This is a genomic window from Aquipseudomonas ullengensis, from assembly GCF_014174475.1.
Classification (GTDB): Bacteria; Pseudomonadota; Gammaproteobacteria; order Pseudomonadales; family Pseudomonadaceae; genus Aquipseudomonas; species Aquipseudomonas ullengensis.
Window position 1 is genome coordinate 1,189,509 of record NZ_JACJUD010000001.1, and the last position, 26,898, is coordinate 1,216,406.

The 26,898-nt window shown below is 65.8% G+C and carries 22 protein-coding genes; 6 read left to right on the plus strand and 16 right to left on the minus strand.

Going from position 1 to position 26,898, the window contains the following annotated elements; all coding sequences use genetic code 11:
• Positions 1-78: 78 nt before the first annotated feature.
• From H3H51_RS05340 to H3H51_RS05380, 9 genes are all read right to left on the minus strand, one after another.
• Positions 79-1,065, minus strand: coding sequence for an amidohydrolase family protein (locus H3H51_RS05340; RefSeq protein ID WP_183087966.1), 987 nt, complete (start codon positions 1,063-1,065; stop codon positions 79-81).
• Positions 1,062-1,634, minus strand: a complete 573-nt coding sequence (locus H3H51_RS05345; protein ID WP_183087967.1) for a 3-hydroxyanthranilate 3,4-dioxygenase — start codon at positions 1,632-1,634, stop codon at positions 1,062-1,064. Before H3H51_RS05345 ends, H3H51_RS05340 begins: the two co-directional genes overlap by 4 nt.
• A gap of 11 nt (positions 1,635-1,645) precedes the next feature.
• Positions 1,646-2,071, minus strand: a complete 426-nt coding sequence (locus H3H51_RS05350; protein ID WP_183087968.1) for a RidA family protein — start codon at positions 2,069-2,071, stop codon at positions 1,646-1,648.
• Between the two features lie 26 nt (positions 2,072-2,097).
• Positions 2,098-2,865 (minus strand): 2-keto-4-pentenoate hydratase, encoded by a 768-nt coding sequence (locus H3H51_RS05355; protein ID WP_183087969.1) that lies wholly within the window; start codon positions 2,863-2,865, stop codon positions 2,098-2,100.
• Positions 2,862-3,899, minus strand: coding sequence for a 4-hydroxy-2-oxovalerate aldolase (gene dmpG, locus H3H51_RS05360; protein WP_183087970.1), 1,038 nt, complete (start codon positions 3,897-3,899; stop codon positions 2,862-2,864). The genes H3H51_RS05355 and dmpG overlap by 4 nt, the downstream gene beginning before the upstream one ends.
• Before the next feature lie 11 nt (positions 3,900-3,910).
• Entirely contained in the window at positions 3,911-4,849 is a 939-nt protein-coding gene (locus H3H51_RS05365) for an acetaldehyde dehydrogenase (acetylating) (protein WP_183087971.1), read from the minus strand.
• Between the two features lie 11 nt (positions 4,850-4,860).
• The gene (locus H3H51_RS05370) at positions 4,861-5,673 is read right to left on the minus strand and encodes a fumarylacetoacetate hydrolase family protein (RefSeq protein ID WP_183087972.1); all 813 of its coding nucleotides are present in this window, start codon (positions 5,671-5,673) and stop codon (positions 4,861-4,863) included.
• Positions 5,674-5,687: 14 nt separating this feature from the next.
• The gene (locus H3H51_RS05375; protein WP_183087973.1) at positions 5,688-7,154 is read right to left on the minus strand and encodes a 2-hydroxymuconic semialdehyde dehydrogenase; all 1,467 of its coding nucleotides are present in this window, start codon (positions 7,152-7,154) and stop codon (positions 5,688-5,690) included.
• A 129-nt stretch (positions 7,155-7,283) separates the two neighbouring features.
• The gene (locus H3H51_RS05380) at positions 7,284-8,243 is read right to left on the minus strand and encodes a LysR substrate-binding domain-containing protein (RefSeq protein ID WP_183087974.1); all 960 of its coding nucleotides are present in this window, start codon (positions 8,241-8,243) and stop codon (positions 7,284-7,286) included.
• A gap of 271 nt (positions 8,244-8,514) precedes the next feature.
• Between H3H51_RS05380 and H3H51_RS05385 the strand changes: the two genes are divergently transcribed.
• From H3H51_RS05385 to H3H51_RS05405, 5 genes are all read left to right on the plus strand, one after another.
• A complete protein-coding gene (locus tag H3H51_RS05385; RefSeq protein WP_183087975.1) occupies positions 8,515-10,020 on the plus strand; it encodes an efflux transporter outer membrane subunit in 1,506 nt (501 codons plus the stop codon).
• A 1-nt stretch (position 10,021) separates the two neighbouring features.
• A complete protein-coding gene (locus H3H51_RS05390) occupies positions 10,022-12,187 on the plus strand; it encodes an FUSC family protein (protein WP_183087976.1) in 2,166 nt (721 codons plus the stop codon).
• Positions 12,188-12,191: 4 nt separating this feature from the next.
• Positions 12,192-12,392, plus strand: a complete 201-nt coding sequence (locus H3H51_RS05395) for a DUF1656 domain-containing protein (protein WP_183088040.1) — start codon at positions 12,192-12,194, stop codon at positions 12,390-12,392.
• A 13-nt stretch (positions 12,393-12,405) separates the two neighbouring features.
• Complete coding sequence (locus tag H3H51_RS05400; RefSeq protein WP_183087977.1) at positions 12,406-13,305, plus strand: efflux RND transporter periplasmic adaptor subunit; 900 nt, start codon at positions 12,406-12,408, stop codon at positions 13,303-13,305.
• 211 nt (positions 13,306-13,516) lie between these two features.
• Complete coding sequence (locus H3H51_RS05405; protein ID WP_328803622.1) at positions 13,517-14,485, plus strand: DMT family transporter; 969 nt, start codon at positions 13,517-13,519, stop codon at positions 14,483-14,485.
• Here the strand turns inward: H3H51_RS05405 and H3H51_RS05410 are convergent.
• The 6 genes from H3H51_RS05410 to H3H51_RS05435 form a co-directional block, all read right to left on the minus strand.
• Entirely contained in the window at positions 14,478-17,093 is a 2,616-nt protein-coding gene (locus tag H3H51_RS05410; protein WP_183087978.1) for a LuxR C-terminal-related transcriptional regulator, read from the minus strand. The genes H3H51_RS05405 and H3H51_RS05410 overlap by 8 nt on opposite strands.
• Before the next feature lie 192 nt (positions 17,094-17,285).
• The gene (locus tag H3H51_RS05415; RefSeq protein ID WP_183087979.1) at positions 17,286-18,653 is read right to left on the minus strand and encodes a DUF1329 domain-containing protein; all 1,368 of its coding nucleotides are present in this window, start codon (positions 18,651-18,653) and stop codon (positions 17,286-17,288) included.
• A 25-nt stretch (positions 18,654-18,678) separates the two neighbouring features.
• Complete coding sequence (locus H3H51_RS05420) at positions 18,679-20,508, minus strand: DUF1302 domain-containing protein (RefSeq protein ID WP_183087980.1); 1,830 nt, start codon at positions 20,506-20,508, stop codon at positions 18,679-18,681.
• Between the two features lie 231 nt (positions 20,509-20,739).
• Positions 20,740-22,104, minus strand: coding sequence for a spinster family MFS transporter (locus H3H51_RS05425; RefSeq protein ID WP_183087981.1), 1,365 nt, complete (start codon positions 22,102-22,104; stop codon positions 20,740-20,742).
• 262 nt (positions 22,105-22,366) lie between these two features.
• Complete coding sequence (locus H3H51_RS05430; protein ID WP_183087982.1) at positions 22,367-23,590, minus strand: CaiB/BaiF CoA transferase family protein; 1,224 nt, start codon at positions 23,588-23,590, stop codon at positions 22,367-22,369.
• Positions 23,591-23,711: 121 nt separating this feature from the next.
• Positions 23,712-24,893, minus strand: a complete 1,182-nt coding sequence (locus H3H51_RS05435) for an acyl-CoA dehydrogenase (RefSeq protein WP_183087983.1) — start codon at positions 24,891-24,893, stop codon at positions 23,712-23,714.
• 175 nt (positions 24,894-25,068) lie between these two features.
• Here H3H51_RS05435 and H3H51_RS05440 point away from each other — a divergent pair, with 175 nt between their 5' ends.
• Positions 25,069-25,968, plus strand: coding sequence for a LysR family transcriptional regulator (locus tag H3H51_RS05440; protein ID WP_183087984.1), 900 nt, complete (start codon positions 25,069-25,071; stop codon positions 25,966-25,968).
• Between the two features lie 57 nt (positions 25,969-26,025).
• Here H3H51_RS05440 and H3H51_RS05445 read toward each other — a convergent pair whose 3' ends face one another.
• Positions 26,026-26,790: a hypothetical protein gene (locus tag H3H51_RS05445; protein WP_183087985.1), complete on the minus strand. Its 765-nt coding sequence runs from the start codon at positions 26,788-26,790 to the stop codon at positions 26,026-26,028.
• Between the last annotated feature and the right edge of the window lie 108 nt (positions 26,791-26,898).

The following is a 26,898-nucleotide window of genomic DNA, read 5'->3' on the forward strand; positions in this document are numbered from 1 at the left end:
GGACATAGCCAAAAAAAGCCCCGGGCCAAGGGCACTGGCGCGGGGCGTTAAGGTAATAACCAAGGAGTTTGCAGGCGCTTAGAAACCGAAGAATTCCTGGGCGTTGCCGGCGCAGATGCGCTTCCTTTCATAGTCGGACAGTTCGGGGTGCTCCAGTACACCGGAACCGATACGTTGCTCGCCCAGCGGGAAGGGCGAATCGGAACCGAGCATCACCCGATCCGCGCCCATCACATCCACCAGCAACTGCAGCGAGCGCGGGTCGAACACGGCCGAGTCCACATGGAAGCGTTTCACGTAGCTGGAGGGCAGGTTCGGGCAATCCTCGCGGACGATGTCTCGATGGCGCCAGGCGTTGTCGACGCGACCGAGCAGGAAGGCGAAGCCGCCGCCGCCGTGGGCGAAGCAGATGCGCAGCGATTCGGGGAGGGACTCAAAGGCGCCAGAGAGAATCAGCGAGAGGATGCCCAGCTGGGTTTCCGCCGGCATGGCCACCAGCCAGGGCAGCATCCACTTCTTCATGCGCTCGCGGCCCATCATGTCCCAGGGGTGCACCAGCAGCGGGATACCTTCGGCGGCGCAGTGCTGCAGGAAGCACACCAGGCCATCGTGGTCCATGTCATGGTTGCCGACGTGGTTGCCGATCTGCACGCCGACATGGCCGCAGGCCTTGGCCCGGCTGGCCTCGCGGCAGGCGGCATCGATGTCCTGCAGGGGGACTTGGGCCAGCACCTTGAGGCGATCCGGGGCGCTGGCGGTCATCTCCAGGGCGCGGTCGTTCATCAGCTGGGCCCAGGGCAGGGCGCGGTCGATGGGCTGGTCGTAGCCGAACATCACCGGGGTGGCACACATCACCTGGATGTCCAGGCCCTGCTCGTCGAGGTGCTCGATGCGGCGCAGCGGGTCCCAGAGTACGTCGTGCACCGGGCGAAACGGCTTGTCGCCGATCATGATCTGGCCGGTGCGCCCCTCAGTGTGCAGCCAGGGTGCCCGCTCGGGGCTCAGGCGCGCGGCTTCCGCCTGACTGATCTGCGGGAAGAAGTGCGAGTGGATATCGATTTTCATGCTGGGTGGAACTCGTTCAGGGTCTTGTGCCAGGTCTGCCAGTCGCGTCCGGGGTGAATCTCGCCGCACTGGTTGCAGCGCCGCTCTTCAGGCGTGGTGGCGTAGAACTGCTCGTACACCGGGGGCAAGTCGTTGACGATGCTCTGCAGTTGCATTTCGTAGCGTTTGATCAAGTCGCCGCAGCGGGCGCAGACCCACAGCAGGGCATCATGCTGGCCGGCCGGCCGGGCGCGCTCGATCACCAGGCACAGGCTGCCCGGTTCGGGGCGTTGCGGTGAATGGATGACGTGGGGTGCCATCAAGTAGATGTCGCCTTCGCGCAGGTCGATGCGCTCGTAGCGGCCGTGGTCCCAGATGTTCAGGTAGGCGTTGCCCTTGAACTGGTAGAAGAACTCCTCCACCGGGTCGTCATGGAAGTCGGTGCGCTGGTTGGGGCCGCCGACCACGGTGACCATGAAGTCGCTGCCCTGCCAGATCTGCTGGTTGCCCACGGGGGGCTTGAGCAGGTGCGCGTGTTCTTCGATCCATTTGGTGAAGTTGAACGGCGGGCTGAAGTGATGTTTGTCCATTGTTCTTCTACTCAGCGGTTGAGGGGGGCGTAGGCGATGGCCTTGATCTCGATGCGCAGGTGCGGGTGCGGCAGCTGGTGGACGGCGACCGTGGTGCGGGTCGGCCCGGTTTCATCGAAGTATTCGGCATACACCTCGTTGTAGCCGCCGAAATCGTTCATATCGACCAGGAAGCTGCTGATCTCCACCACATCCTTCAGGCCGGCGTTCTCGCAGGCGAGGATGTCGCGGATATTCTCGATCACCGCACGGGTCTGGGCGCGGATGTCCAGGTTGGTGGTGCCCATGGCATCCACCTTCACGCCGACGAAGCTGTTGTCGGGGCGGCGCGAACTGGTGCCGGAGACGAAGAGAAAGTCGCCGGCACGCTTGATATGAGGGAAACATCCGCGTGGCTTGGCCTTGCCGGCCACGACGGTGGATTGCTGGTTGCTCATGGTTCGGTTCCTTGTTCGGGTGCGCTTCAGCGCACGCTGAAGCTGCTTTCGCCCAGGCCATTGATCTCGACGCTGACATGCACGCCAGGGCGCAGTGCCTCGGCGGCGGTGGCGCCGCCGGCCATCACCAGGCTGCCTGCCGGCAGGGCGATTTCGGCCCGGTGCAACAATTGCGAGGCCTGCACCAGGCTGCGCAGCGGGTGGCCGAGGATGGCGGCCGTGGAACCGGCCTGAACCACGCGGCCGTCCATGCGCATTACCACGCCGGCATTGGCCAGCCCGGAGAAGTCCCGCGACCAGGGACCTATGGTCAGGCCCGCAGACGAGCAGTTGTCTGCCACCACGTCTTCCAGGCTGAACTTGAAGGCCTGGTAGCGGGAGTCGATGATCTCCAGCGCAGGCGCCACCGCCTCGAGGTAATCGGCGGCTTCCAGCAGGGTCAGCGGACGGTCGATGGTGCGCCGGGTGAGAAAGCAGACCTCTGGCTCCACGCGGGGGTGGATGTAGCGCGACAGGTCCACCAGGCCGCCATCCTCTTCCAGCATGGCGTCGGTCAGCCAGCCCCAGATCAGGCTGTCGACCCCCATCTGGATCATCTTGGCGCGGCTGGTGAAGCCCATCTTGATACCGATGCTGCGCTCGCCGTTGTCGTAGCGGTGTTGCATGGCGGCGCGCTGGATGCGGTAGGCGTCTTCCAGGGAGAAGGGCGACAGGGCGCTGAACTGCGGAACGGCTTCTGCGTGGCGTGCGGCCAGGTCGAGGGCTGCGGCGATGCGGGTGATCTCGGTGTTCATGTGCGGTTCTCCTTGCGGCTGGCCAGCAGGTCCAGGGCCACGTCGACGATCATGTCTTCCTGGCCGCCGACCATGCGTCGCCGGCCCAGCTCGACCAGGATGTCCAGGGTTTTCAGGCCGTATTTCTGCGCCGCCACTTCGGCGTGCCGCAGGAAGCTGGAGTAGACCCCGGCATAGCCCAGGCCGAGGGTCTCGCGGTCGACGCGCACCGGGCGGTCCTGCAGCGGCCGCACCAGGTCGTCGGCGGCGTCCATCAGCCGGTAGAGGTCGCAGCCGTGGTTCCAGCCCAGGCGCTCGGCGGCGGCGATAAATACTTCAAGAGGCGCATTGCCGGCGCCGGCACCCATGCCGGCAAGGCTGGCGTCGATGCGCTCGCAGCCCTCTTCTGCCGCGGTGATCGAGTTGGCTACGCCCAGGGACAGGTTGTGGTGGGCGTGCATGCCGGTCTGAGTCTCGGGCTTGAGCACGGCCTTGAAGGCACGCATGCGCTCGCGCACGTCCTGCATGTTCATCGCACCGCCGGAGTCGGCCATGTAGATGCACTGGGCGCCGTAGCTTTCCATCAGCTTGCCCTGCTGGGCGAGCTGCTCGCCCGGAATCATGTGGCTCATCATCAGGAAGCCCACGGTGTCCATGCCCAGTTCGCGGGCGTACTCGATGTGCTGCTTGGACACATCCGCCTCGGTGCAGTGGGTGGCTACCCGCACCGAGCGCGCGCCGGCGTCATAGGCGGCCTTGAGGTCGTGCACCGTGCCGATACCGGGGAGCAGCAGCACCGTGAGACGGGCGTGCTCGATGACGTCGGCGGCCGCTTCGATCCACTCCAGGTCGGTGTGGGCGCCGAAGCCGTAATTGAAGGATGAGCCTTGCAGGCCGTCGCCGTGGGTGACTTCGATGGCGTCGACCTTGGCCTGATCCAGGGCGCGGGCGATCGCCTGCACCTGGTCGAGGGAGTACTGATGGCGGATGGCGTGGCTACCGTCGCGCAGGGTGACGTCGGAGATGTAGAGCTTCTTGTTCGGGTCGAAGGTCATGGTCGCTCTCCTCAGCCGTTAATCATGGACATGGCCATGCGCTCGGCAGTAGCCAGCGCGGCAGAGGTCATGATGTCGAGGTTGCCGGCGTAGGCCGGCAGGTAGTGGGCGGCGCCTTCGACTTCGAGGAACACCGAGGTCTTCAGGCCGCTGAACTGGCCGTGACCGGGGATATGCAGCGGCGCGGACTCGGCAATCACGTCGAACTGCACCTTTTGTTTCAGGCGATAGCCCGGCACATAGGCCTGCACGGCGGCGGCCATTTCCTCGATGCTGGCTTCGACCTTGGCCTGGTCGGCCGCTTCGCTGAGCACGAACACCGTGTCACGCATCATCAGCGGCGGCTCGGCCGGGTTCATGATGATGATCGCCTTGCCCTTGGCCGCGCCGCCGATCGCTTCGATGGCCTTGCTGGTGGTCTCGGTGAATTCATCAATGTTGGCGCGAGTGCCGGGACCGGCGGACTTGCTGGCGATCGAGGCGATGATCTCCGCGTAGTGGACCTTGGCCACCCTTGAGACCGCCGCGACCATCGGGATGGTGGCCTGGCCACCACAGGTGACCATGTTGACGTTGAGCTTGCCGAGGTGTTCTTCCAGGTTGACCACCGGCACGCAATAGGGACCTATCGCGGCCGGGGTCAGGTCGATCAGGCGAAGACCGGGCTTGTGGCCCCGCAGGAACGCGTCGTTCTTCACGTGAGCGGCGGCTGATGTGGCATCGAAGACGAAGTCGATCTCGCTAAAGATCGGCAGGCGGGTCAGGCCTTCCACGCCTTCGTGGGTGGTGGCGACGCCCATTCGTGATGCGCGGGCCAGACCATCGGAATTCGGGTCGATACCGACCATGGCGCCCATTTCCAGGTGCCGTCCATGGCGGAGAATCTTGATCATCAGATCGGTGCCGATATTGCCGGAGCCGATGATGGCAACTTTGCGTTTATGGCTCATGGGGGCTCCTGTCAGTTCTGCGCAGCAAAGGCGGCGCTGACGCTGCCCAGGCCCTGGATATGGGCGGTGAAGACGTTGCCCGGGCGCGCGGCCACCATGGGCCCCAGGGCGCCGGTGAGCAGAATGTCGCCGGCACGCAGCGGTTCGCCGAGGCGCACCATGGTGTCGGCCAGCCAGATTGCGGCGTTCAGCGGGTTGTCCAGGCAGGCGGCACCTGCGCCGACCGAGACGGGTTCGCCGCACAGGGTCATGTGCATGCCGCAGCGCACCAGGTCCAGCTGGTCCAGCGTCACCGGGCGGCTGCCGAGGACGAACAGGCCAGAGGACGCATTGTCGGCAATGGTGTCGACCAGACGGATGTCCCAGTTGGCGATGCGGCTGCCGACCACTTCGATGGCCGGCAGGGCGAAGGCGGTGGCGCGGATCAGGTCGGCCACCGTGTGTCGTTCGTGGCAGAGGTCGTGTTCCAGTACCAGGGCGATCTCCGCTTCCACCTTGGGTTGTGCGCAGTCGTCCCAGGCGATGGGCTGGCCATCACCGCGGGCCATATCGGCCAGCAGCAGGCCGAAGTCCGGCTGGTCCACGCCCAGCTGCTGCTGCACGGCGTGCGAGGTCAGGCCGATCTTGCGACCTACCGGGCGGCGGCCGGCCTGGAGGGCGGCCTGGGTGTTGTGGCGTTGCACTGCGTAGGCCAGGGCTACCGGGTCGGCGCACGGATCTTCGGCCTGGGCGGCGGCGATCAGTTCGCGCACCGGGGCGCAGGGTTGGCCGCTGCGCTGTGCCTGGCGCAGCCGGTTGGCCGCTTCGATGAGGGCTGCATGCATGGTGGTGCTCCTGCTCAGGCGTTGACGCAGATGGTGGAAATCTCGGAATAGAAGTCCAGCGAGTGGCGGCCACCTTCGCGGCCGAGGCCGGAGAGGCGTGCGCCGCCGAAGGGCGTGCGCAGGTCGCGCAGGAACCAGGTGTTGACCCAGACCATGCCGACATGGAAGCGCCGCGAGACCTTGTGCGCCCGCTTCAGGTCGCGAGTCCACAGCGCGGTGGCCAGGCCATAGGCGGAGTCGTTGACGCGGCGGATCACTTCGTCTTCGGTGTCGAAGGGGGCGATGTGGCACACCGGGCCGAACACTTCTTCGCGCACGCAACGGGCGTCGTCGGACAGGCCGGTCCAGATGGTCGGCTGTACATAGGCGCCGTTGTCGCGTTCGTCGCCGAATACAGGCACACCGCCGCCGGTGATTTCGTTGGCGCCTTCGCTGCGGGCCAGCTCGAAATAGCCGAGGACCTTGTCGCGGTGCTTGTGGGAGATCAGCGAGCCCATGTTCACCCCATCCTCGTCCGGGTAGCCGATCTTCAGCTGCTCGGCACCGGCCTTCATGGCGGCGACGAAACGCTCGTAGATCGGCCGCTCGACATAGACCCGCTCCGAGCACAGGCAGACCTGGCCGGAGTTGGTGAAACTGGAGCGCAACACGCCGGCCACTGCCGCATCGAAGTCGCAGTCGGCGAAGACCACGGCGGCGTTCTTGCCGCCCAGCTCGAAGGACACGTCACGCACGCCTTCCGCAGCGGCCTTCATGATGGTGGCGCCGGTACGCGATTCGCCGGTGAAGGTGATGGCGTCAACGTCCGGATTGCGGGTGAGGAATTCCCCCGCCGAGTTCGGCCCGAAGCCGTGCACCAGGTTGAATACGCCGGCTGGCAGGCCGGCCTCGTGCATGACCTCGGCCAGCAGGGTGGCGGAGGAAGGCGAGTCTTCCGACGGTTTGATCACCACCGAGTTGCCGCAGGCCAGGGCCGGCGCAACTTTCCAGGTGAGCAGCAGCATCGGCAGGTTCCATGGCGAAATAATTGCCACCACACCGTGCGGCTTGCGCACGGTGTAGCTGAAGACGTCGCTGCCATCGGCGGCGCGCATTTCGAAGAACTCGCTACCGGACTGGCGCACCAGTTCGGCGAAGGTGCGGAAGTTATGCACGCCGCGGGCGATGTCGAGGGTACGTGCCTGCTGCACCGGGCGGCCGGTATCGGCCACTTCGGCGGCGACAAACTCCTCGAAGCGCCGCTCGATGCCGTCGGCGATGCGCATCAGCATGTCCGCGCGCTGGCTGACGCTGAACTCGGCCCAGGGCCCTTCCTGCGCGGATTTGGCGGCTGCCACGGCACGGTCAACCAAGGCCGCAGTGGCCTCGCAGACCTGGCTCAGGGTGCGGCCATCGATAGGGGAAACATTGGGGAAGGTCTTCTCGCTGGCGACGAATTCGCCGGCGACATAATTGCGGAGCAAGGGCAGGGGAGAGGACATCGCAACCTCCGATTCTTGGATTTCGGAGGAGTCTAGGGAGCGACGCTATAAAGGAATAATCAAAGGATCGGGCTTATCTATTAAGCAATGGAATAGCAGAGGTTGCTGTGCAGGGGCCGCCTGCATGGCTCAGCCCTTCTCCGAATCACGATGCTCCTGGCTTGCCTGCTCCAGGCATTCGCGAAATAGCCTGGCCGCCGGCCCGAGGTCGCGGTTGCCCGCATAGAAGCAACCAATATCACCGAATTGCAGCGGCGCGCCCAGGTCGAAGGCCTTGAGCATCCTGGCTTCGGTGAACTGGCGGGCCGCTTCGTACGGCATCAGGGCCACGGTCTGTTGATCCTGCATCAAGGCGATGTTGGTCAGGATCGACAGCGACTCCACCACGTTGGATGGGGTGTTGAGTCCCGCTTCGGCGAACAGCTTGTCGGCGGTGCGGCGCAGCAGCGAGTCGCGGGTCGGCAGCACCCAGGGGTAGTCTTGCAGTTGCGCGAGGCTCACCGGGTTGCCATGCAGGGGATGCCCGGCGCCGCCGACTACGCAGAGCTCTTCGCCGTAGAGAACCTCGACCTGCAGCATGGGCGATTCATTGCGCCAGCTCCATTCATCCGGTACGCGTCCGACCACCAGATCAACCTCACCCACAGCCAGTGCCGGGAAGAGCTGGTCCATCTGCCCGACCCGCAGTGACACCAGGACACCGGGTGCACGTTGCTTGAGCAGTTGCATGGCGCGCGGCAGCAGCGAAGTGGACGCGGAGATCAGCGTGCCGACCATCACATGCCCGGAGGTGCCCTCCTGAAAGGCATTCACCTCATCGGTCAGCAGGCGCAGCTCGGCCAGTAGCGACTTGGCGCGGCGTACCACCAGCTCCCCAAGTTCCGTGGGGGTGACCCCGCGATTGCCGCGGATCAGCAGGGGCGCGTCGAAGTAGGACTCCAGCTCATGGATGATCTTGGTCACGGCCGGCTGGGTCAGGTTCAGGGCCTGGCCCGCACGCAGCAGGGAGCCGCTTTGCAGCACCTGGTCGAAGACCACCAACTGGTAGAACTTGAGCTTGCGCGCAACGGAGAGGGTCGTGAACTTCATGATTCTGCCTGCCCGGGGGAAGGCGGCATGTTAATCACAATCGCGCGGCGCAGGGCAATTGGGCGTTCTTGCAACGCGGGGCCGTGCGGCGCGCTTGTTGGCGCAGGCCTGATGCCAACCGACTGCTGATTGTTTCGTCATGGGTAACAAACAATCACCCCAGCGCCAGCTTATCCGCGCCCCTGCGTCTCTCTAGAATCGCCCTCACGTCCGGCGCTCGTCGGCGTCTCCCAGTCTGCATCGCACGTCTACTCCAGCAGGATCACCCACTGTGTCGCGTCACCTCAAGACAGGACTGGCGTTCGCCGGCTCCTTCGCCCTGTTTTCCGCCATCGCCGGCTGCATCAGCAGCGACGGCATCGCCCCTCGGGAAGAACAGCTCGACGCCGGGCAACTGGCCACCGATGCCGCCATCCAGCAGGCCAACCGCGACGCCCAGTGGCCGGCGCAGCAGTGGTGGCAGGCCTACCGTGACCCGCAGCTGGACGCCTGGGTACAAACCGCGCTGGATGGCAGCCCGAGCCTGGCCCAGGCCGAGGCGCGGGTGCGCATGGCGATGTCATTGGCGGGTGTCGCCGAGGCCGCCGAGGCGCCGCAGGTGGGTGCGGATATGTCGCTGAATCGCCACCGCTGGCCGGACGACTATTTCTACGGCCCCGGCGAGCTGGCCAAGACCACCACCTGGAACAACAATGCGGCCATCGGCTTCACCTACGCCGTGGATTTCTGGGGTCGCGAAAGCAGCACCAGCGAGCGTTACCAGAACCTCGCCTACCTGAGCGCGGCCCAGGCGCGCATGGCCCAGCTGGAGCTGGAGAGCAACATCGTGCGCGCCTATATCCAGCTCTCGCTGCAGTACGCCGAGCTGGATATCGGCCAGGCCCTGCTGCGCCAGCAGGAGCAGATCCTGGCCCTGGCCCAGCGTCGCCTGGCCGGTGGCATCGGCACCCATTTCGAAGTCAGCCAGGCGCAAGTGCCGCTGCCCGAGACGCGGCGCAAGATCGAGGCGCTCGACGAGGCCATCGCCCTCAGTCGCAATCAACTGGCGGCGCTGGCCGGCAAGGGCCCGGGCGCCGGCGCCAGCCTGCAACGGCCGAGCCTGAGCCTGGCGGCGCAACCGGGCCTGCCCAGCAGCCTGCCGCTGGAGCTGGTTGGCCATCGTCCGGACGTGGTCGCCAGTCGCTGGAACGTCGCCGCCCAGGCCAAGGGCGTGGACGCCGCGCGCGCCGACTTCTACCCCAACGTCGACCTGGCCGCGAGCCTCGGTTACAGCGCGGTGGGCGGCGGCATGTTGGAGTTCCTCAGCGGGCAGAAATCCAGCTGGGGCATTGGCCCGGCGATCTCCCTGCCGATCTTCGATGGCGGTCGCCGTCGGGCCCAGCTGGGCGGGGCCTCGGCCGGCTACGACATCGCTGTGGCGCAGTACAACCAGACCCTGGTCGGTGCGCTGAAGGGTATCTCCGACCAGCTGATCCGCATCCATTCGATGGCCCTGCAGCAGGACTATGCCGGCCAGGCCGTGGCCGCTGCGCAGCAGACCTATGACATCGCCACCCAGGCCTATCGTGGCGGCCTCACCGATTACCTCAACGTGCTCAATGCGCAGTCGCGCCTGTTCGAGCAGCAGCTGGTCGAACAACAGGTGCACGCCGCGCGCTTGAGTGCGCATGCCGGGCTGGTGGTCGCCCTCGGTGGTGGCCTGCTCGAAGGCCAGGACACACCCAAGGCGGCGCAGCTGCTGCCGGAAAGTGTCGCCGTGCAAGCGGGTGCGCGCTGAGATGAAGGCCGCGCTGCTGCCCAGTGGTGGTGACCTGCGCCGCGCGCTGTATGAGTGGGCGCGCAGCGACGGGGTGACCTGGGTGTACATCGCCAAGGTGCTGCTGGCCTCGTTGCTGACCTTGTGGCTGGCGCTGCGCCTGGAGCTACCGCAGCCGGGCACGGCGACCATCACGGTGTTCATCGTCATGCAGCCGCAGAGCGGCCAGGTGTTCGCCAAGAGCTTCTACCGCTTCATCGGCAGCCTGATCGGGCTAGGCGTGATGGTCGCGCTGATCGCCCTGTTCGCCCAGGAACGGGTGCTGTTCCTGCTTGCCGCGGCGCTGTGGATCGGCCTGTGCACCGCTGGCGCTGCGCGTTACCGCGATTTCCGCTCCTACGCCTGCATGCTCGCCGGTTACACCGCGACGCTGATCGGCCTGCCGGCCACCCTGCAGCCGGACGTGGCCTTCATGCAAGCGGTCTGGCGCCTGCTGGAGATCAGCCTGGGGATCTTCTGTGCCGGCATGGTCAGCGCGACCATCCTGCCGCAGACCTCCACGGCCGCCATGCGCAATGCCCTGTACCAGCGCTTCGGCGCCTTCGCCGGATTCGCTCTCGGCCACCTTGGAGGCGGCCAGCGTGAGGCGTTCGAGCAGGCCAACGTGGCCTTCGCCGCCCAGGCCGTGGGGCTGGAAGCACTGCGCAGCGCGACCACCTTCGAGGACCCGCACATGCGCCTGCGCAGCCGGCGCATGGCCCGTCTGAACAGCGAGTTCATGGTTCTCACCACCCGTTACCACGCCCTCTACCAATTGCTCGAGCGCCTGCGCAGCCAGGGTGCCGTGGCGGTGCTACAGGCTCTCGAACCCTGCCTCGACGAAGTGCGCCAGGTGCTTGAGCCCTGGCGCGAGCGCGCGCTGACCGCCAGTGATGCGCTGGCCCTGGCGAGCCAACTGGATGCCCATCGCCTGCGCCTGATGCAGCGCATTCGCAGTGCGCGGCTCGCCTTGCAGGTCGAGCCGGCCGAGCGGCTGGACTTCAACACCGCTGCCGAGTTGCTCTACCGCTTCGCCGACGACCTGCACAACTACGCCCAGACCCACGCCTCGCTGGCCGCACACAAGCACGCACGCGAGCAGGGCGAGCACCGTTTCTCGCCCAAGGCCAATGCCGTTGGCGCGCTGGTGGTGGGTGTGCGCACGGCCTTGCTGGTGCTGCTGCTCGGCTCGTTCTGGATCGTCACTGCCTGGCCCAGCGGCAGCAGCTTCGTGCTGACCGCGGCGGCCGTCTCGGTGCTGGTCTCGGCGGCGCCCGATCCGGCCCGGCTGGCTTTGCAGATGGCCTTCGGCACGTTGATCGCGGCGGTCCTGGGTTTCGCCGTGACCTTCTTCGTCCTGCCGCACCTGGATGGCTTTCCGCTGCTGTGCATGGCGCTGGCGCCAGTGTTCGCCCTCGGTGCGTTCCTCTCGATCAAGCCGCAATGGGCTGGCTGCGGCCTGGGTTTGCTGGTGTTCTTCTGCGTCGGCGCGATCCCGCAGAACCTCACCGTCTACGACCCGGCGCACATGCTCAATTCCTATATCGCGCTGTTGCTGGCGCAGCTGCTGGCCGCCGCGTTTGCCGCCGTGCTGTTGCCACCGACCAGCGCCTGGATGTGGCGGCGCCTGGAAAACGACCTGCGCCGGCGCGTGGTGCAGGCCATCAGCGAACCGCTGGACGGGCTGGTAGCGTCGTTCGAGAGTGGTACCCGCGACCTGCTCAACCAGGGCTATGGCCTGGCAACGCGTAGCCCGCAGGTGCAGCGCCGCCTGTTGCGCTGGACCTTCCTGGTGCTGGAGGTGGGCCACGCGGTGATCGAACTGCGCCGCGAGCAGGAAGCCCTGCCGGCCGAGCCCTGCTACGCCGCAGACATGCCCTGGCGCCTGGCGATTCGGGCCATGGGCCGCGCGCTGATCCGCCTGTTCGTGCAGCCGGGCGAGGGCAATCGCGAGCGCGCCCTGGCGGCGGTCGAACAGGCCATCGCGGCGACTAGGGCCACCGCCGAGCCGCGGGCGCCGGACTTCGAGAGTTCGCCGCTGCGCCGCGTGCTCAGCTACCTGCACTTCATCCGCAGCTCCCTGCTCGACCCGCAGTCACCGCTGCGCGACGGCGAGCCCCGCACAGGAACCCCCAGCCATGCTGCCTGACAGCCTGCCCCGCGAAGTGGCCTTCCACGGCCTCTATATGCCGACTTTGACCCTGCTGTTCGTGGTTGCCGCCGCACTTTGCTGGGGCCTCGACCGGCTGCTGGCGAGCGCCGGCCTGTACCGCTTCACCTGGCACCCGGCGCTGTTCCGCCTGAGCCTGTTCGCCTGCCTCTTCGGTGGCCTAGCGCTGACCATCTACCGCTAATCACGAGCCGATCATGACCTTGAAATCCGTCTTCAGCCTGCTGGCGACCCTGCTCATCCTGGCCGTGGCCCTGCTGATCGGGCGCACCCTGTGGGTGAACTACATGGACACCCCCTGGACCCGCGACGGCCGCGTGCGCGCCGACATCATCAACGTCGCCGCCGATGTCTCCGGGGTGGTGGTCGACGTGCCGGTGCACGACAACCAGCAGGTCAAGCGTGGCGACCTGCTGCTGCAGATCGACCCCGAGCACTACCAGCTCGCCGTGCGCCAGGCCGAGGCGCTGGTGGCGTCACGCCAGGCGACCCTGGCGATGCGTCAGCAGAACGCCAAGCGCCGTGCGGCGATGGACGAGCAGGTGGTCTCGCGCGAGAGCCTGGATGATGCCAGTAACCTGGCCCTGGCCGCCGCTGCCGACGTGCAGCAGGCGCGGGCGGCCCTGGCCGCCGCCCAGCTCAACCTGGCGCGCACCCAGGTGCGGGCCTCGGTGGATGGTTACGTGACCAACCTCAACGTGCACCGCGGCGACTACGCGCGGGTCGGCGAGGCCAAGCTGGCGCTGGTCGACCAGGATTCCTACTGGGTCTACGGCTACTTCGAGGAAACCAAGCTGCCGCACATCCGCGTGAATGACCCGGTCGAGCTGCAACTGATGAGCGGCGAGCGCCTGCGCGGGCACGTCGAGAGCGTTGCCCGGGCCATCTACGACCGCGACAACCCGGACAGCCGCGAGCTGGTGGCCGACGTCAATCCGACTTTCAACTGGGTGCGCCTGGCCCAGCGCGTGCCGGTGCGCATCCATATCGACGAGGTGCCGGATGGCGTGCTGCTGGCGGCGGGGATTACCGCCACGGTGATTGTTACCCCGCAGGGCCAGGAGCCGCTGACTGGCAGCGCCGGGAACGTGCACTAGTCGTTGGTGGCGTGGGTCAGGTGCAGTTCATGGGCGGCCTTGGTGAAGCGGCCACAGCGCACCACGGCCTCGTTGGGTGATCGGCCGTGAATAGCAAGGTCATTCCATAAAGGAATGGCTGGATGCCAAGGCTTCGTTTGTCGAAACAGGTAAAGCCCCATAGCCTTGGCGACCAGGGCTGGCCTATGTGGGCAAGCCACCATGAGTTGGCATGAGCATGAAACAGGGTGTGATGTACGGCGGTCTGGCGGGGGCGGTGTGGGGCATGGTGTTTCTCGGCCCGGCGCTACTCAGTGACTTTCCGCCGCTATTGCTGAGTTGCGGGCGCTTCCTGCTGTATGGCCTGGTCTCGCTGCTGATGGCTCTGCCGCTGGCCCGTGGTCTGCTGCGCAAGCTCGTCTGGGCGGATGTGCCGGTGCTGCTGCGCCTGGCCCTGAGCGGCAACATCATCTACTTCGTGTTGCTGGCGGCGGCCATCCAGCGCGTGGGTATCGCACCGACTTCGCTGATCATCGGCGTGCTGCCGCTGACCATTACCCTGCTCGGGCGTAACGAAGCGGATGCGCCACCGCTGCGCCAGCTGGTGTGGCCGCTGCTGGCGATTCTGGCGGGGATTCTGTGCATCAACCTGGAAGCCCTGTTCAATGTCGAAGCCCGCAGCCTGCCGCTGTTCGACCAGCTCTTTGGTCTGGGCTGCGCGCTGCTGGCGCTGGCCTGCTGGAGCTGGTTCGCCACCGATAACGCGTGCAGCATGAAGCGTCAGCAGCGCTTCAACAGCAACGAGTGGTCACTGCTGATCGGTTTGGCCACCGGCCTGCTCGCCGGGTTGATCTGGCTGGGTGCGCTGGCGCTCGATCTGGATGTCGTGCAACCGCAAGTGGCCGCCGAGCGCTGGCACAGCTTCTGGGTGATCAACGCAGTGCTGGCGGTGGTCGCGTCCTGGCTTGGCTATGTCTTCTGGAATGCCAGTGCGCGACGGTTGCCGCTGACCCTGTCGGGGCAGATGGTGGTGTTCGAGACGTTCTTCGCCCTGGTCTATGGCTTCATCTACTTGCAGCGCTTGCCCAATCTGCTGGAGTTGCTGGCCATCGTCCTGCTGCTGGGCGGGGTGTGCGCCTCGGTATGGCGGCATAGCCAGGCGCCACAGGTGGCGCCTGGCTCCGCGCAAGCCCTCAGCTGATCCAGCCCTCGGCCTTGGCACGGGCGACGGCCTGGGTGCGGCGCTCGACGCCGAGCTTGACGTTGATGCGCCGCGCGTGGGTTTTCACCGTGTGCAGGGAGATGTACAGCTGCTCGGCGATCTGCTGGTTGGAGCAGCCCTGGGCGATCAATTCGAGCACCGCCAGTTCGCGTTTGCTCAGCAGTGATTCGCTGGGTTCCAGGATGACTTCGCTGCCGAGCATCTGGCTGTGCAGGCGTTGGTACCAGCAGGTGCTGGTGAGCGCCGGCAGGACTTCTTCCAGCCATTCGCTGCGGCGCTGGTAGAGCGTCTGCAACGGGCGCAGCAGGGCGATGCGCTCGGCCTCGATCACCGCCTGGTGCAGGCTTGCCGCCGCCGCTTCCGGTTGGTTGTCGAGGTACAGGGCCTCGGCCAGGCTCAGGCTGCATTCGCCGGCCAGGGCCAGGTGCCCGGACTGGCGGCAGTCGGCACGCAGGCTTTGCAGGGCGGCCACGGCCACGGCGGTCTGGCCGAGCAGCAGGCGGGTGAAGGCTTCCTGGTAGCGGGCCCGTGGCAGCAGGTCGTAGAAACCCGAGGGGGCGAGCAGGTGATCGGTCTGCATGCGTTGCAGACCCTGCTGGAAATACTCGAGGGCCTTGTCCAGCTCGCCCTGTTGCAGGCACAGCTGGCCCTGGGCGAAACGCAGCACTTCGCGGTAACGCACTTCCGGCACCTGCAGCCACTGCATCTGCCGCTCGGCGCGGCGCAGCAGTTGCTGGGCATGGTCGAATTCGCCGCGCATGCCGGCCAGCTCGGCCAGCACCTGGTAGCCGAACAACAGGTAGGCGTCCTCGCTTTGCTCCGCCTCGCTGAGGCCGGCGCGCAACACCTCGTCGGCTTCAACCAGCTTGCCCTGGGCCGCCAGCAGGCTGCCGCGCAGCAACAGCAGGCGCGCCAGAGTCGGTCCTTGCAGGTCGCCCAGTTGCAGTTCCTGCAGTGCCTGCTCGGCCTGCTCCAGGGCGCGCACCGGTTCGCCGCAGAGGATCAGCAGTTGCGTGCGGTCGACGCTCAGCAGGGCTTCGAACAGCACGTTGCCGCGTTGCCGCGCCAGGCGCAGGCCTTCGTGCAGGTATTGCTGGGCGGCGATCAGGTCGTGCTCGGCCATGGCCTGCTGGGCCAGCCCCTGGTTGCAGATGATGCGCTGCGACCAGGCCGACTCCTCCAGTGCCTCCAGTGCTTCCAGGCAATGCTGGCGCGCGCTGCGCATGCCGCGCTGGCGCTGCAACATGCCCACCACCGACTGGTATTGGGCGATCAGTTGTTGCTGGCGACGGGCGCTGGGTTGCGGCAGGAAACGGTCGATGTCCAGCAGGCAGCTGTCCACTTCATCGAGGCGCACGCAGAGGATCAGCGCCCAGGACTGCAGCATGATCAGCCGTGGCGTGCTGGAGAACAGGCTGGCCGGCAACTCGTCGCGCCAGTGCAGGAACTGCGAGACGCTGTGGCCGATCAGCAGTTGATCCTGGCCGTAGCGTTGCAGGTAGTTGGCCGCCACTTCCGGTTGCCCGGCCCACAGCGCGTGCTCCACCGCTTCGCGCACTTCGCCACGGCTGGCAAACCACTGGCAGGCATGGATATGCGCATGCACGTGCAGGTGGTTGCCGGGCAGGCGCTTGAGCATGGCCGCCAGCGGCCGCCACAGGCGGAACCATTCGCCACAGCCATCCAGGCTTTGCAGGAACAGCTGGCGCTGGCGCAACTGGTCGAGCACCTGGGCACCGCCTTCATCTTCCAGCAGGTGGTCGCACAGGGCCGCGCAGAAGCGCGGCATGTGCGCCAGGGTGCGCAGGGCGCTGAGCAGGGAGTCGGGCAGGCCGCTGAGCACTTCGCGCTGCAGGTAATCGAGCAGCAGCGGGGTGCCGGCGCTGAGGCGCTGCGCCAGGTTCTGCGCGGTGCCCTCGATCAGCAGCAGGCAGATGCCGGCGAGCCAGCCTTCGCTGTGTTGCAGCAGTTGCCCGCGCAGTTCATCGGGCAGCGCCAGTTGACGTTGTTGCAGCAGGCGCTCGAGTTCTTCGCTGTCGAGGGCCAGGGCCTGGGCATCGAGCTCCAGCAGGTCGCCTTGCAGCAGCAGGCGCGGTAGGTTCCAGGCCGGGCGCCGGCGCCCGCTGATCCACCAGCGCAGGGTATGCGGGGCGCGCTCCAGCAGGCGATCGAGGCAGGCATCGAGATCGGCGCAGGGCTGGCGCGGGTAGTCGTCGAGGATGATCCACAGCGGTTGTTCGACACGGCCGAGCAGTTGGCTCAGCTCCGCGCAAGGCTCGCCATCGCCATGGGGCAGTTGCAGGGCGGCGGCCAGGCGTGCGAGCAGTTCGCCGGGGCTCAGGGGGTGACCGAGCAGGTCGAGCCAGACCAGGTGGGTGGCGGGGTTGGCCAGGCGTGCGCATTCGTTGAGCAACACGCTCTTGCCGAAGCCGGCCGGGGCGCAGATCAGGGTCAGGCGGCTGTCGCTGGCAAGCAGGCGCTGGGCCAGGCGCGGCCGGCCAATATGGCTGGCGGGCAGGCGCGGCAGGGCACTGTCGTCGACTCGCGAGCGAGCAGGCGTTGGCAGGGCGCGGACGTTGTCGTGCATGGTCGGGCCTCGGCTCTATTGTTGTCTTTGTTGGGGCGGCGAGAGGTGCTTCGATAGTACCTGTCACAGAGGCTAGGGCAATAAAAAAAGGCGACCGCAAGGGTCGCCTTATAAAGGAGCAAGCGTTGCGTGTGGCTGCGTCGGGCAAGCCCGACGCGAAGCCCCGGCTGATGAGACCGGGGCCAACCGGGTCTAGCGTACGCCAGCGTTGCGCAGGGCAGCTGGGGTGTAGTCGGCGGCGGTGGCCGGGAAGCCGAACAGGTAGCCGTTCTTCTCCTCGTTGTTCATGCCAATCGCCAGGTAACGGCCGGAGATGATGTCGTACAGCGCTTCGAAGGCATAACCCGGGCTCTGCTGCTTGTAGTGGTTGGCCAGCATGGCCTGACCGACACGCCACAGTTGGCCACGACCGTCGTAGTGCTCGGACACGGCGATCTGCCAGGTGTCTTCGTCGATGAAGAAGCGACGCTTGGCGTAGATGTTGCGCTCGCCGGCCTTCAGCGTGGCTTCGACTTCCCAGACGCGGTGCAGCTCGTAGCGTGCCAGGTCCTGGTTGGTGTGGCCGGCCTTGACGATGTCGCTGTATTTAACCGACGGCTGACCGATGTGGTAGTTGTTGTACGGGATGTACAACTCCTTCTTGCCGACCAGCTTCCAGTCGTAGCGATCTGGCGAGCCGTTGTACATGTCGAAGTTGTCCGAGGTGCGCAGACCGTCGGAAGCGGTACCCGGGCCGTCGTAGGCCACCTGCGGTGCACGACGCACACGACGCTGGCCGGCGTTGTAGATCCAGGCCATGCGCGGGTCCTTGACCTGATCCAGCGAGTCGTGGACCAGCAGCACGTTACCGGCCAGACGCGCCGGGGCAGTCACACGCTGCTTGAAGAACAGCAGGGCGTTTTCCGCTTTGTCTGCGGCCAGGCCGCTCATGCTGTCGGGGAACGCCACTTCGTCTTCGAAGTTGACCAGGGTGTAGGTGCCGTTGGTTTGCGGCGTGGCCTGCACGATGCTGCGGCGCACGTTGCCACCGCGGTAACGGGTGATGTGGTTCCACACCACTTCCAGGCCGTTCTGCGGGATCGGGAAAGCGTAGTAGCGGCTTTCGCTGAAACCCTTGAGGCCGTTGCCGCCTTCCATCAGCGTGGTTTTCACCGCGCTGGTCTTGGCCGCCTGGTTGATGACATCCGGTACCGCCGCGGTGCGGTGGCTCGGGTAGACCACCATCTTGTAGGTCTCCGGGTAGCGCTTGAACATCGCCAGCTGGCCTTCGGAGAGCTTGGCCTTGTACTGGTCGAGGTTCTGCGGGGTGATGGTGTACAGCGGCTGCTCGTTGGCGAAGGGTTCGCCGAGGAAGCCGTTGGCCGTCACCGGTGCCGCATTCACGGGCAGGCCGCCGTCCCAGGCCGGGATGGTGCCTTCCGCGTTGCCGGCTTTTTCGCCGCCGAGCGGAGTCAGGGTGGTGCCCAGCTTGTTCGCCTCCTCCGGGGAGACGGCAGCGAGGACGCTGCTCGCCAGCACAGACAGGGTGAGCGCCGTGATCAGTTTGCTTGTTGTTTTCATAGACTGATTCTCTAGTGCAGCCGAATTAGAAGTTCATACCGACGCTGAGCGCGACGAAGTCGCGATCGGTCAGGGTGTTGTAATCACCGTCGAAGAAGTTGGTATAGCTCAGGCTCGCGGTGTAGGTGTTCAGGTACTCGGCATCGACACCGACGCTGGCGGCCTTGGAGCCTTCGTTGAACACCGGACCGTAGCCGTCGACATCATGGGAGAAGGCGACGTTGGGCTTCAGGTTGATCCCGGCGACCACGTCGTTGTAGTCCCAGATGGCGCGCGCGCGGTAACCCCAGGAGGTGTTGGTGAAGAAGCCGTGGGTACCGTATTCCTCAAGGGCGGCAACGTTCGATGCAGCGGTGCCATGTGGCGAGCCGTAGATCGAGTCGCGGCCGTAGGCCACTTCGTCACGGCTTTCCAGGCCACCGATGGAGGTCATGCCAACTTCGCCCACCACGGTCAGACGCTCGGCGCCCATGATCTGATCGAAGAAGTGGGTGAAGGTGGTCTGTGCCTGGGTCACTTCCTTGCGGTTGTAACCACGGCTGACCAGACCTGCAGTGTCGAGCGCACCGGCGAAGCCGCCGCTGTTCAGGCCTGCCACCACGGTGTTGGCCAGCTTGCCGGTCATGTCGGTGCCGTTGATGCCGATCGGCATGTTCGGCCGGTAGCTGATTTCACCCGCCCACGCCGTGCCGGTAGGCAGGGTGGTGGAGAAGCTCAGGCCATAGAGCTGGATATCTTCCGGGTACATCATGGCGTAGCTGCCACGGCCCAGGAGGATCGGCTGGGCCAAGGCGCCGCCTAGGGTAGTCAGTGCAGCCGTGATATCCGCTTCGCTGGCATTGGTGAAGATCGCGTTGGGCGTACGGCTGTGGTAGTTCATGAAGTACGCCGCGTACTCGGTGCTTTCACCCAGCCAGCGCAGGGCAGTACCCCACTGGCCGTCGTCGCGGGCATCCTGGTCGCCGGCACGTGGCACGATCAGGCCTTCGTCGGTGACGCCTACCTGGCTCAATGCAGCCGCTGCACCTGGGCCGAAAGCGCCAGACTTGGCGCCCTGGATCGAGGCGATCGAGCCGGGGCCGAGGATGTTGTAGTTGTTGTCGCAACCATCGGCGACGACGTCGGCGCTGGCGAAGAAGGTGCCGCAGTTGTCGGCAACGGTCTGGTCCCACTCGAGCTGGTAGAAGGCCTCGGCGGACAGGTTCTCGGTGATCGACTGCGACACGTAGAACATGTTGACCGGGATCAGGCCTTCCTTGATCTCGGCGCCAGGACGGCGGAAGGCCGCCGCGTCGATCGGGTTGATCGAGTTGATGCTGTTGCCGATGAAGGTGCTCTCGCCCCAGCTCACCACCTGCTTGCCGACCCGTACGCTGCCGGGCATCTCGGCGATCTGGTAGTTGTGGTAGACGAAGGCATCGAGGATCTGCGCGCCGGAGGCCTGGGCGGCTTCCTTGCGATTGTGGTCGTCGATGTCCTTGAACAGGCGGCTCTCGTCTTTCAGCTCGAAGTCATACCAGTACTTGCCGCGAACGAAGATGCCGGTGTCACCGTATTTCAGTTCGAGGTCGTGGATGCCCTTGAAGATCTTCGAGAAGGTTTCGCCTTTCTTGAAGTTCATGCGGCCGTCGTCACCGGTCTGGGTGAAGCCGGTGCCGCCGTTGGCTTCACCGATCAGGTCCTTGTCCGGCGAGGCGGTGGACCAGCTTGAGCCGACCGACAGGGAGGAGTCGAATTGGCCTTCGATTTCCCCGATGTTGAAGTTGACGGCGTATGCCGGAGCGATACTGCCGAGTGCGATAGCGAGGGCGAGGGTGCGTGGCTGGAAGATTCCGGGCCGTGTTGTTTTTGTCATGCGGCTCTCCGTGGATGGGGGTGGAACTGAGTGCACCCTACGCAGGGGATGACAGTGGGTTAAGCGCACCAAGGATGGATTTGCCATGTCACTCGAAAGTATTAATGCGCTTGCCAGGGCTGGCGTAGAGGCACTAACACCGATCTGAATGAAAGGTCATTAGTCGTCCGTGATGGCGCAGAAAAAAGCCCCGCATTGCGGGGCTTCGGGTGGCGGCAGGAGTTGGCCGGGTCAGGCGGTTTTCAGTTGTGCCTGCGGCGTGCCGCTGGTGCTTTCCGGTACCCAGCGCTGCAGTTGTTCCAGGCTGGCGCGGTACGGCTTGAGGCCCATCCACAGCAAGCCGATGGCGAGAAGTACGGAGGCGGTGGTCACGTACAGTAGCGAGTAGCGCAGGGCCTGGTCGTCGGCGAATACATAGTCGGTAACCAGCGCCACGAAGGTGGGCCCCAGGCCCAGGCCGAACAGGGTGACGACGAACAGGTAGATCGCCGACGCCTGGCCGCGCATCGAGTTGGGCATGATTTCCTGGATCGCCGCCGGTGCCACGCCGAACGGCATGCTCAGGAAGAAGATCGCCGGCGCCAGCAGCACGCTGGCCCAGAAGGCGCTTTCCATCAGCGGGAACAGCGCGACCACCGGCAGGGCGCCGAGTGCGGCGTACAGGCCGACGCGCATGTTGGCGTCGACTTGGCCGCGCTTGGACAGCCAGTCGGCCAGGCGCCCGCCACAGACGATGCCGACGCAGCCGAACACCGCCACCAGGCTGCCGTAGACGACGCCGACATGGCCGGCATCCCAGCCATAGGTGCGGATGAAGAAGCTCGGAATCCAGGCGGCGCTGCCGTAGCCGGCCAGGGCCAGGCCGGCGAAGCCGAAGTTGTGGCACAGCACGGTGCGGCGGTTGCTGCGGATATAGCGGCCGACTTCGGCCAGCGGTACCGCGACGCCGGCGCCGACACCGCGGCGTGCCGGCTCGCGCACGGCCAGCATGAGCAGAGTAAACAGCACGCCGGCGGCGCCGAGGATCAGGAAGATCAGCTGCCATGGGCGCACTTCGCCGAACACCGGCAGGTGCAGGTCGCCCTGCGCCGAAGCGAACTTGATCACCAGGCCGCCCAGCAGGAAGGCGATACCCGAGCCCAGGTAGACGCCCATCGAGTAGACGCTGATGGCCGTGGCGCGACGCTCGGGTGGGAAGCTGTCGGCGATCAGCGAGTAGGCGGCGGGGGACAATGCGGCTTCACCGACACCCACGCCGACCCGACACAGGAGGAACTGCCAGTACAGCTTGGCCATGCCGCACGCGGCGGTGGCGGCGCTCCAAAACAGTACGCCGATGGCGATCAGGCCGCGGCGGCTCTTGGTGTCGGCCAGGCGCCCGAGCGGAATGCCGCAGATGGTGTAGAACAGGGCGAAGGACAGGCCCATCAGCAGGCTCATCTGCGTATCGCTGATGTCCAGGTCGCGGCGAATCGGGCCGACCAGCAGGTTGAGGATCTGCCGGTCGATGAAGGACAGCACATAGGCCACCATCAGGATCACCACAGTGGTCCAGGCGGACAGGCTGGAGGGGTAGCCATTCTTGTTGTTGGGCATTGGCGGCTCCGCGGCGCCACGAACAGGGCGCAGGCTGATAGGAGGATTCAGCTTAGGCTGATAGGCGTGCCGGTTAATATCGCCCCAAGGTGTTATCAGCGAACTGAATCGGGATGATGCCCCGACGCTGATGGTAGGCGTTACGCTGCAGTTATTTGGGTGAAATAGCGGCTAACGTGAAGCTTATTGCATCGATCATGCAGCTATTCGAAGCGCTGTTGGCTGGGCGCTAAAAGGTTGCCGAATGTTGCCGGTTTGCCGCTCAGACCACGCCGTTGGCGCGCAATAGCGCGATCTGCGCCGCATCCAGCCCCAGCATCTGGCTGAGGATGAGCTCACTGTGCTCGCCCAGCAGCGGCGGGGCGCTGCGGTATTGCACCGGGCTGGCGGACAGGCGCAGCGGGCTGGCCACCTGTGGCGTGCTGCCGGCCAGCGGGTGTGGCAGGTCCAGGCGCAGGCCGCGGGCGATTACTTGCGGATCGGCGAACACCTGGGCCAGGTCGTTGACCGGACCGCAGGGCACGCTGGCCTGCTCCAGCAGCGCCACCCACTCGGCGGTGGTCTTGAACACCGTGACCTGGCGGATCAGCGGAATCAGCTCGGCGCGATGGGCCACGCGCTGGCTGTTGCTAGAAAAGCGCGAGTCGTCCGCCCACTCCCGATGGCCGGCGACTTCGCAAAACTTGCGGAACTGGTTGTCGTTGCCCACGGTGAGGATCAGGTCGCCGTCGGCGGTGGGAAAGTCCTGGTAGGGCACGATGTTCGGGTGGGCGTTGCCCAGGCGCCTGGGCGAGGTGCCGGTGGTCAGGTAGTTCATCGCCTGGTTGGCCAGGCAGGCCACCTGCACGTCGAGCAGAGCCATGTCGATGTGCTGGCCTTCGCCGGTCTTCTCGCGGTGAGCCAGGGCGCCGAGCACCGCCACCGTGGCATACAACCCGGTGAGGATGTCGGTGAGCGCCACGCCGACCTTCACCGGCCCCGCGCCGTCCTCGCCATCCGGCTTGCCGGTCAGGCTCATCAGGCCGCCGAGGCCCTGGATCATGAAGTCGTAACCGGCGCGTTTGGCGTAAGGGCCGTCCTGGCCGAAGCCGGTGATCGAGCAATAGATCAGGCGCGGGTTGAGTGCCTTCAGGCTCGCGTAGTCGAGGCCATAAGCCGCCAGTCCGCCGACCTTGAAGTTCTCGATGAGGATGTCGGACTTGCTTGCCAGTTCGCGGGCGATGCGCTGGCCTTCGGCCTGGGTGAAGTCGAGGGTCAGCGATTGCTTGTTGCGGTTGGCGGAGAGGAAATAGGCCGCCTCCGAGGTGTCGCGACCCTCGCCATCGCGCAGGTAGGGCGGACCCCAGTGGCGGGTGTCATCACCGGCGCCGGGGCGCTCGACCTTGATCACTTCGGCGCCGAGGTCGGCCAGGTTCTGCCCGCACCACGGCCCGGCGAGCACGCGGGACAGATCGAGTACGCGAAGGTGGGACAGGGCGCCGGACATGGGAACCTCGGAGGTAGGGTGTGGGTGGCTAGAGGGTTGGGGTGAGGGTGTCGCGGGCAGCTCGGAGTGCCTTGGGAATCCCTCTCCCCCGGGCCCTCTCCCGGAGGGAGAGGGGAGGCCGTCAGAAGAACGCCTGGATGCCGGTCTGCGCACGGCCAAGAATCAGCGCGTGCACGTCATGGGTGCCTTCGTAGGTGTTGACCACCTCAAGGTTGACCAGGTGGCGAGCCACGCCGAACTCGTCGCTGATGCCGTTGCCGCCGAGCATGTCGCGGGCCATGCGGGCGATGTCCAGGGACTTGCCGCAGCTGTTGCGCTTCATGATCGAGGTGATTTCCACCGCGGCGGTGCCTTCATCCTTCATCCGGCCCAGGCGCAGGCAGCCTTGCAGGGCCAGGGTGATCTCGGTCTGCATGTCGGCCAGCTTCTTCTGGATCAACTGGTTGGCGGCCAGCGGGCGGCCGAACTGCTGACGGTCCAGGGTGTACTGGCGTGCGGCGTGCCAGCAGAACTCGGCGGCGCCCAGCGCGCCCCAGCTGATGCCGTAGCGGGCCGAGTTGAGGCAGGTGAACGGGCCCTTCAGGCCGCGCACGTCGGGGAAGGCGTTCTCTTCCGGGCAGAACACGTTGTCCATGACGATCTCGCCGGTGATCGAGGCGCGCAGGCCGACCTTGCCGTGGATGGTTGGGGTACTCAGGCCCTGCCAGCCTTTTTCCAGGACGAAGCCACGAATCTCGCCGGCATCGTCCTTGGCCCAGACCACGAACACGTCGGCGATCGGGCTGTTGGTGATCCACATCTTGGCGCCGGTCAGGCGGTAGCCGCCGTCGACCTTCTTGGCGCGGGTGATCATCGAGCCCGGGTCGGAGCCGTGGTTCGGCTCGGTCAGGCCGAAACAGCCGATGAATTCGCCGCTGGCCAGTTTCGGCAGGTATTTCTGCTTGGTCGCTTCGTTGCCGAATTCGTTGATCGGCACCATCACCAGGGACGACTGCACGCTCATCATCGAGCGGTAGCCGGAGTCGATGCGTTCCACTTCGCGGGCGATCAGGCCGTAGCACACATAGTTCAGGCCGCTGCCGCCGTAGGCTTCGGGGATGGTTGCGCCGAGCAGGCCGGTTTCGCCCATCTCGCGGAAGATCGCCGGGTCGGTCTGCTCATGGCGGAAGGCTTCCAGCACGCGCGGGGCCAGCTTGTCGGCGGCGAACTGCTGGGCGCTGTCGCGCACCATGCGTTCTTCTTCGGTCAGTTGCTGGTCCAGCAGGAGCGGGTCGATCCAGTTGAAGCTTGCCTTGGCGGCCATGACGGAATCCTCGAAACGGTGGCTGTAGGCCGGCGCATGGCCGGGCGATGGAGAGAGACTAGGCCCGTGGCGCGCACGGGGCAAACGAGGATTTTGCACGCTGTTGTGCGGATAACTCACTCCGAGATAGCCTTGCTGGGCGATTTCGCCCTTTGCAAGTGAGGCTATGGCATAGATGCGCCGAAAGATCCCCAGCACCGCCGCCCTGGTGGCCTTCGAGTCGGCGGCCCGTCACCAGAGCTTCACCCGCGCCGCCGAGGAGCTGGTGCTGACCCAGAGTGCCATCTGTCGGCAGATCGCCAGCCTCGAGGAGTTCCTCGGCCTGGAGCTGTTCCGCCGTTCGCGGCGCGGGGTCAAGCTGACCGACGCGGGTCTGGCCTACAGCCGCAAGGTGGCGGCGCAGCTCGATGCGGTGGAGCGCGACACCCTGGCGCTGATGGGCCAGCAGGGGGCGATGAGTATCGAGCTGGCGGTGGTGCCGACCTTCGGTACCCAGTGGTTGCTACCGCGCCTGCGCGAATTCCAGCAGCTGCACCCGGAAGTCACCGTGCACCTGACCAACCGCACCCGGCCGTTCCTGTTCGCCGACACCGGCTTCGATGCGGCGATCTATTACGGTGACGCCGAATGGTCCGGCACCGAGGCACATGTCCTCATGCCGGAAAGCCTGCAGCCGGTGTGCAGCCCGAGCCTGCTTGGCGCGAGTGACGCGCTGAGTGCCGAAGAGCTGGCCACGTTGCCGCTGTTGCAGCAGACCACTCGGCCCTACGCCTGGCGCCAATGGTTCAACGCCCAGGGCCTGAACGTGCCGCGTGACATGACCGGACCGCGCTACGAACTGTTCTCCATGCTGGCCCAGGCCGCAGCGCATGGCATGGGCGTGGCGCTGATCCCGCCCTTCCTGATCCAGCGCGAACTGGCCGAAGGCAGTCTGGTGCCGGCGCACCCCCGGGTCTTCGCCAGCAGCGACAAGGCCTATTACCTGATGATCCCCGAGCGCAAGGCCGAGTCGGCAGCCCTGCGGGCCTTTCGCGATTGGCTGCTGCAGGCGGCGCGCCAGTATCGCGGTGAGTAAATCGCGGGCATGAAAAAGCCGGGCTCATGGCCCGGCTTTGGGTGCCGCCCCGCAAATTTACGGGGCGGCAGCGAACTGGTTAAGCGACATCCACTGTTCCGACAGCGAACGGGCATGGCGATCCACCGTGGTCGGCGCGAAAGCGCGGCCCGAGGCGCTGGCCAGGGCGTTGCTCTGGCTGTTCATGTCCATCAGTGCGGCGCGCAGGAAGTTCCAGCGGGTTTTCAGCTTGGCAACGCCCTGGTTGTCCTTCTCGTCGAGGGTGGCCAGTTCCTGGTCGATGGCTGGCACCAGGATGCGTTCGTCCTGGCCGAGGTAGTTGTCCTGCTGCTCGCGGGCGATTTCGAAGCTGCCGACATAGGAGCGGCTGAGGTACTGCACGGCGAGGTATTCGACCTTGGCGGGCAGTTCGCCTTCCGGCGTGGCACCCGGTACGGCGCGGGTCACGGTGAGCAGCGCGCGCAGGGAGTCGGCCAGCTCTTGTGGGTAGCGCCACGGCATGTTGTCTTCTTTGGGGCCAAAGGAAACACCGAGGCGTAACTGGGTAACAAGTTTGGTGGCCAGGCCGGGAATTTCGGAACTGCTGCTCATGGCGCTCTGCGAAGCGGTTTCCAGGTTCGCAATATCCTTCTCCAGGCGCGCCAGATGGGCTTCCTGGAAGCCTTCACCGCGTAGCAGCAGCAGACTGCTGGTGGCGCGGCAGGCATACACCTGGACTTGCTCGGCCGCGGTCATCGGTGCGGCGAATGTCTGCACCGAGAGGCTGGCGAGAAGCCCCGTCATAAACAAAAAAAACAGACGAAACAAAGGGTTACGGTTCATGCCGTGGTGCTCCTTATTATTCTTGTGAGCCGCGGTGTTGCTGGCACTGGACAGCGTGCAGTGCAGTAGCAACAGCCTACTGCGCTTGTCATAGCAAAGGATGCGCCA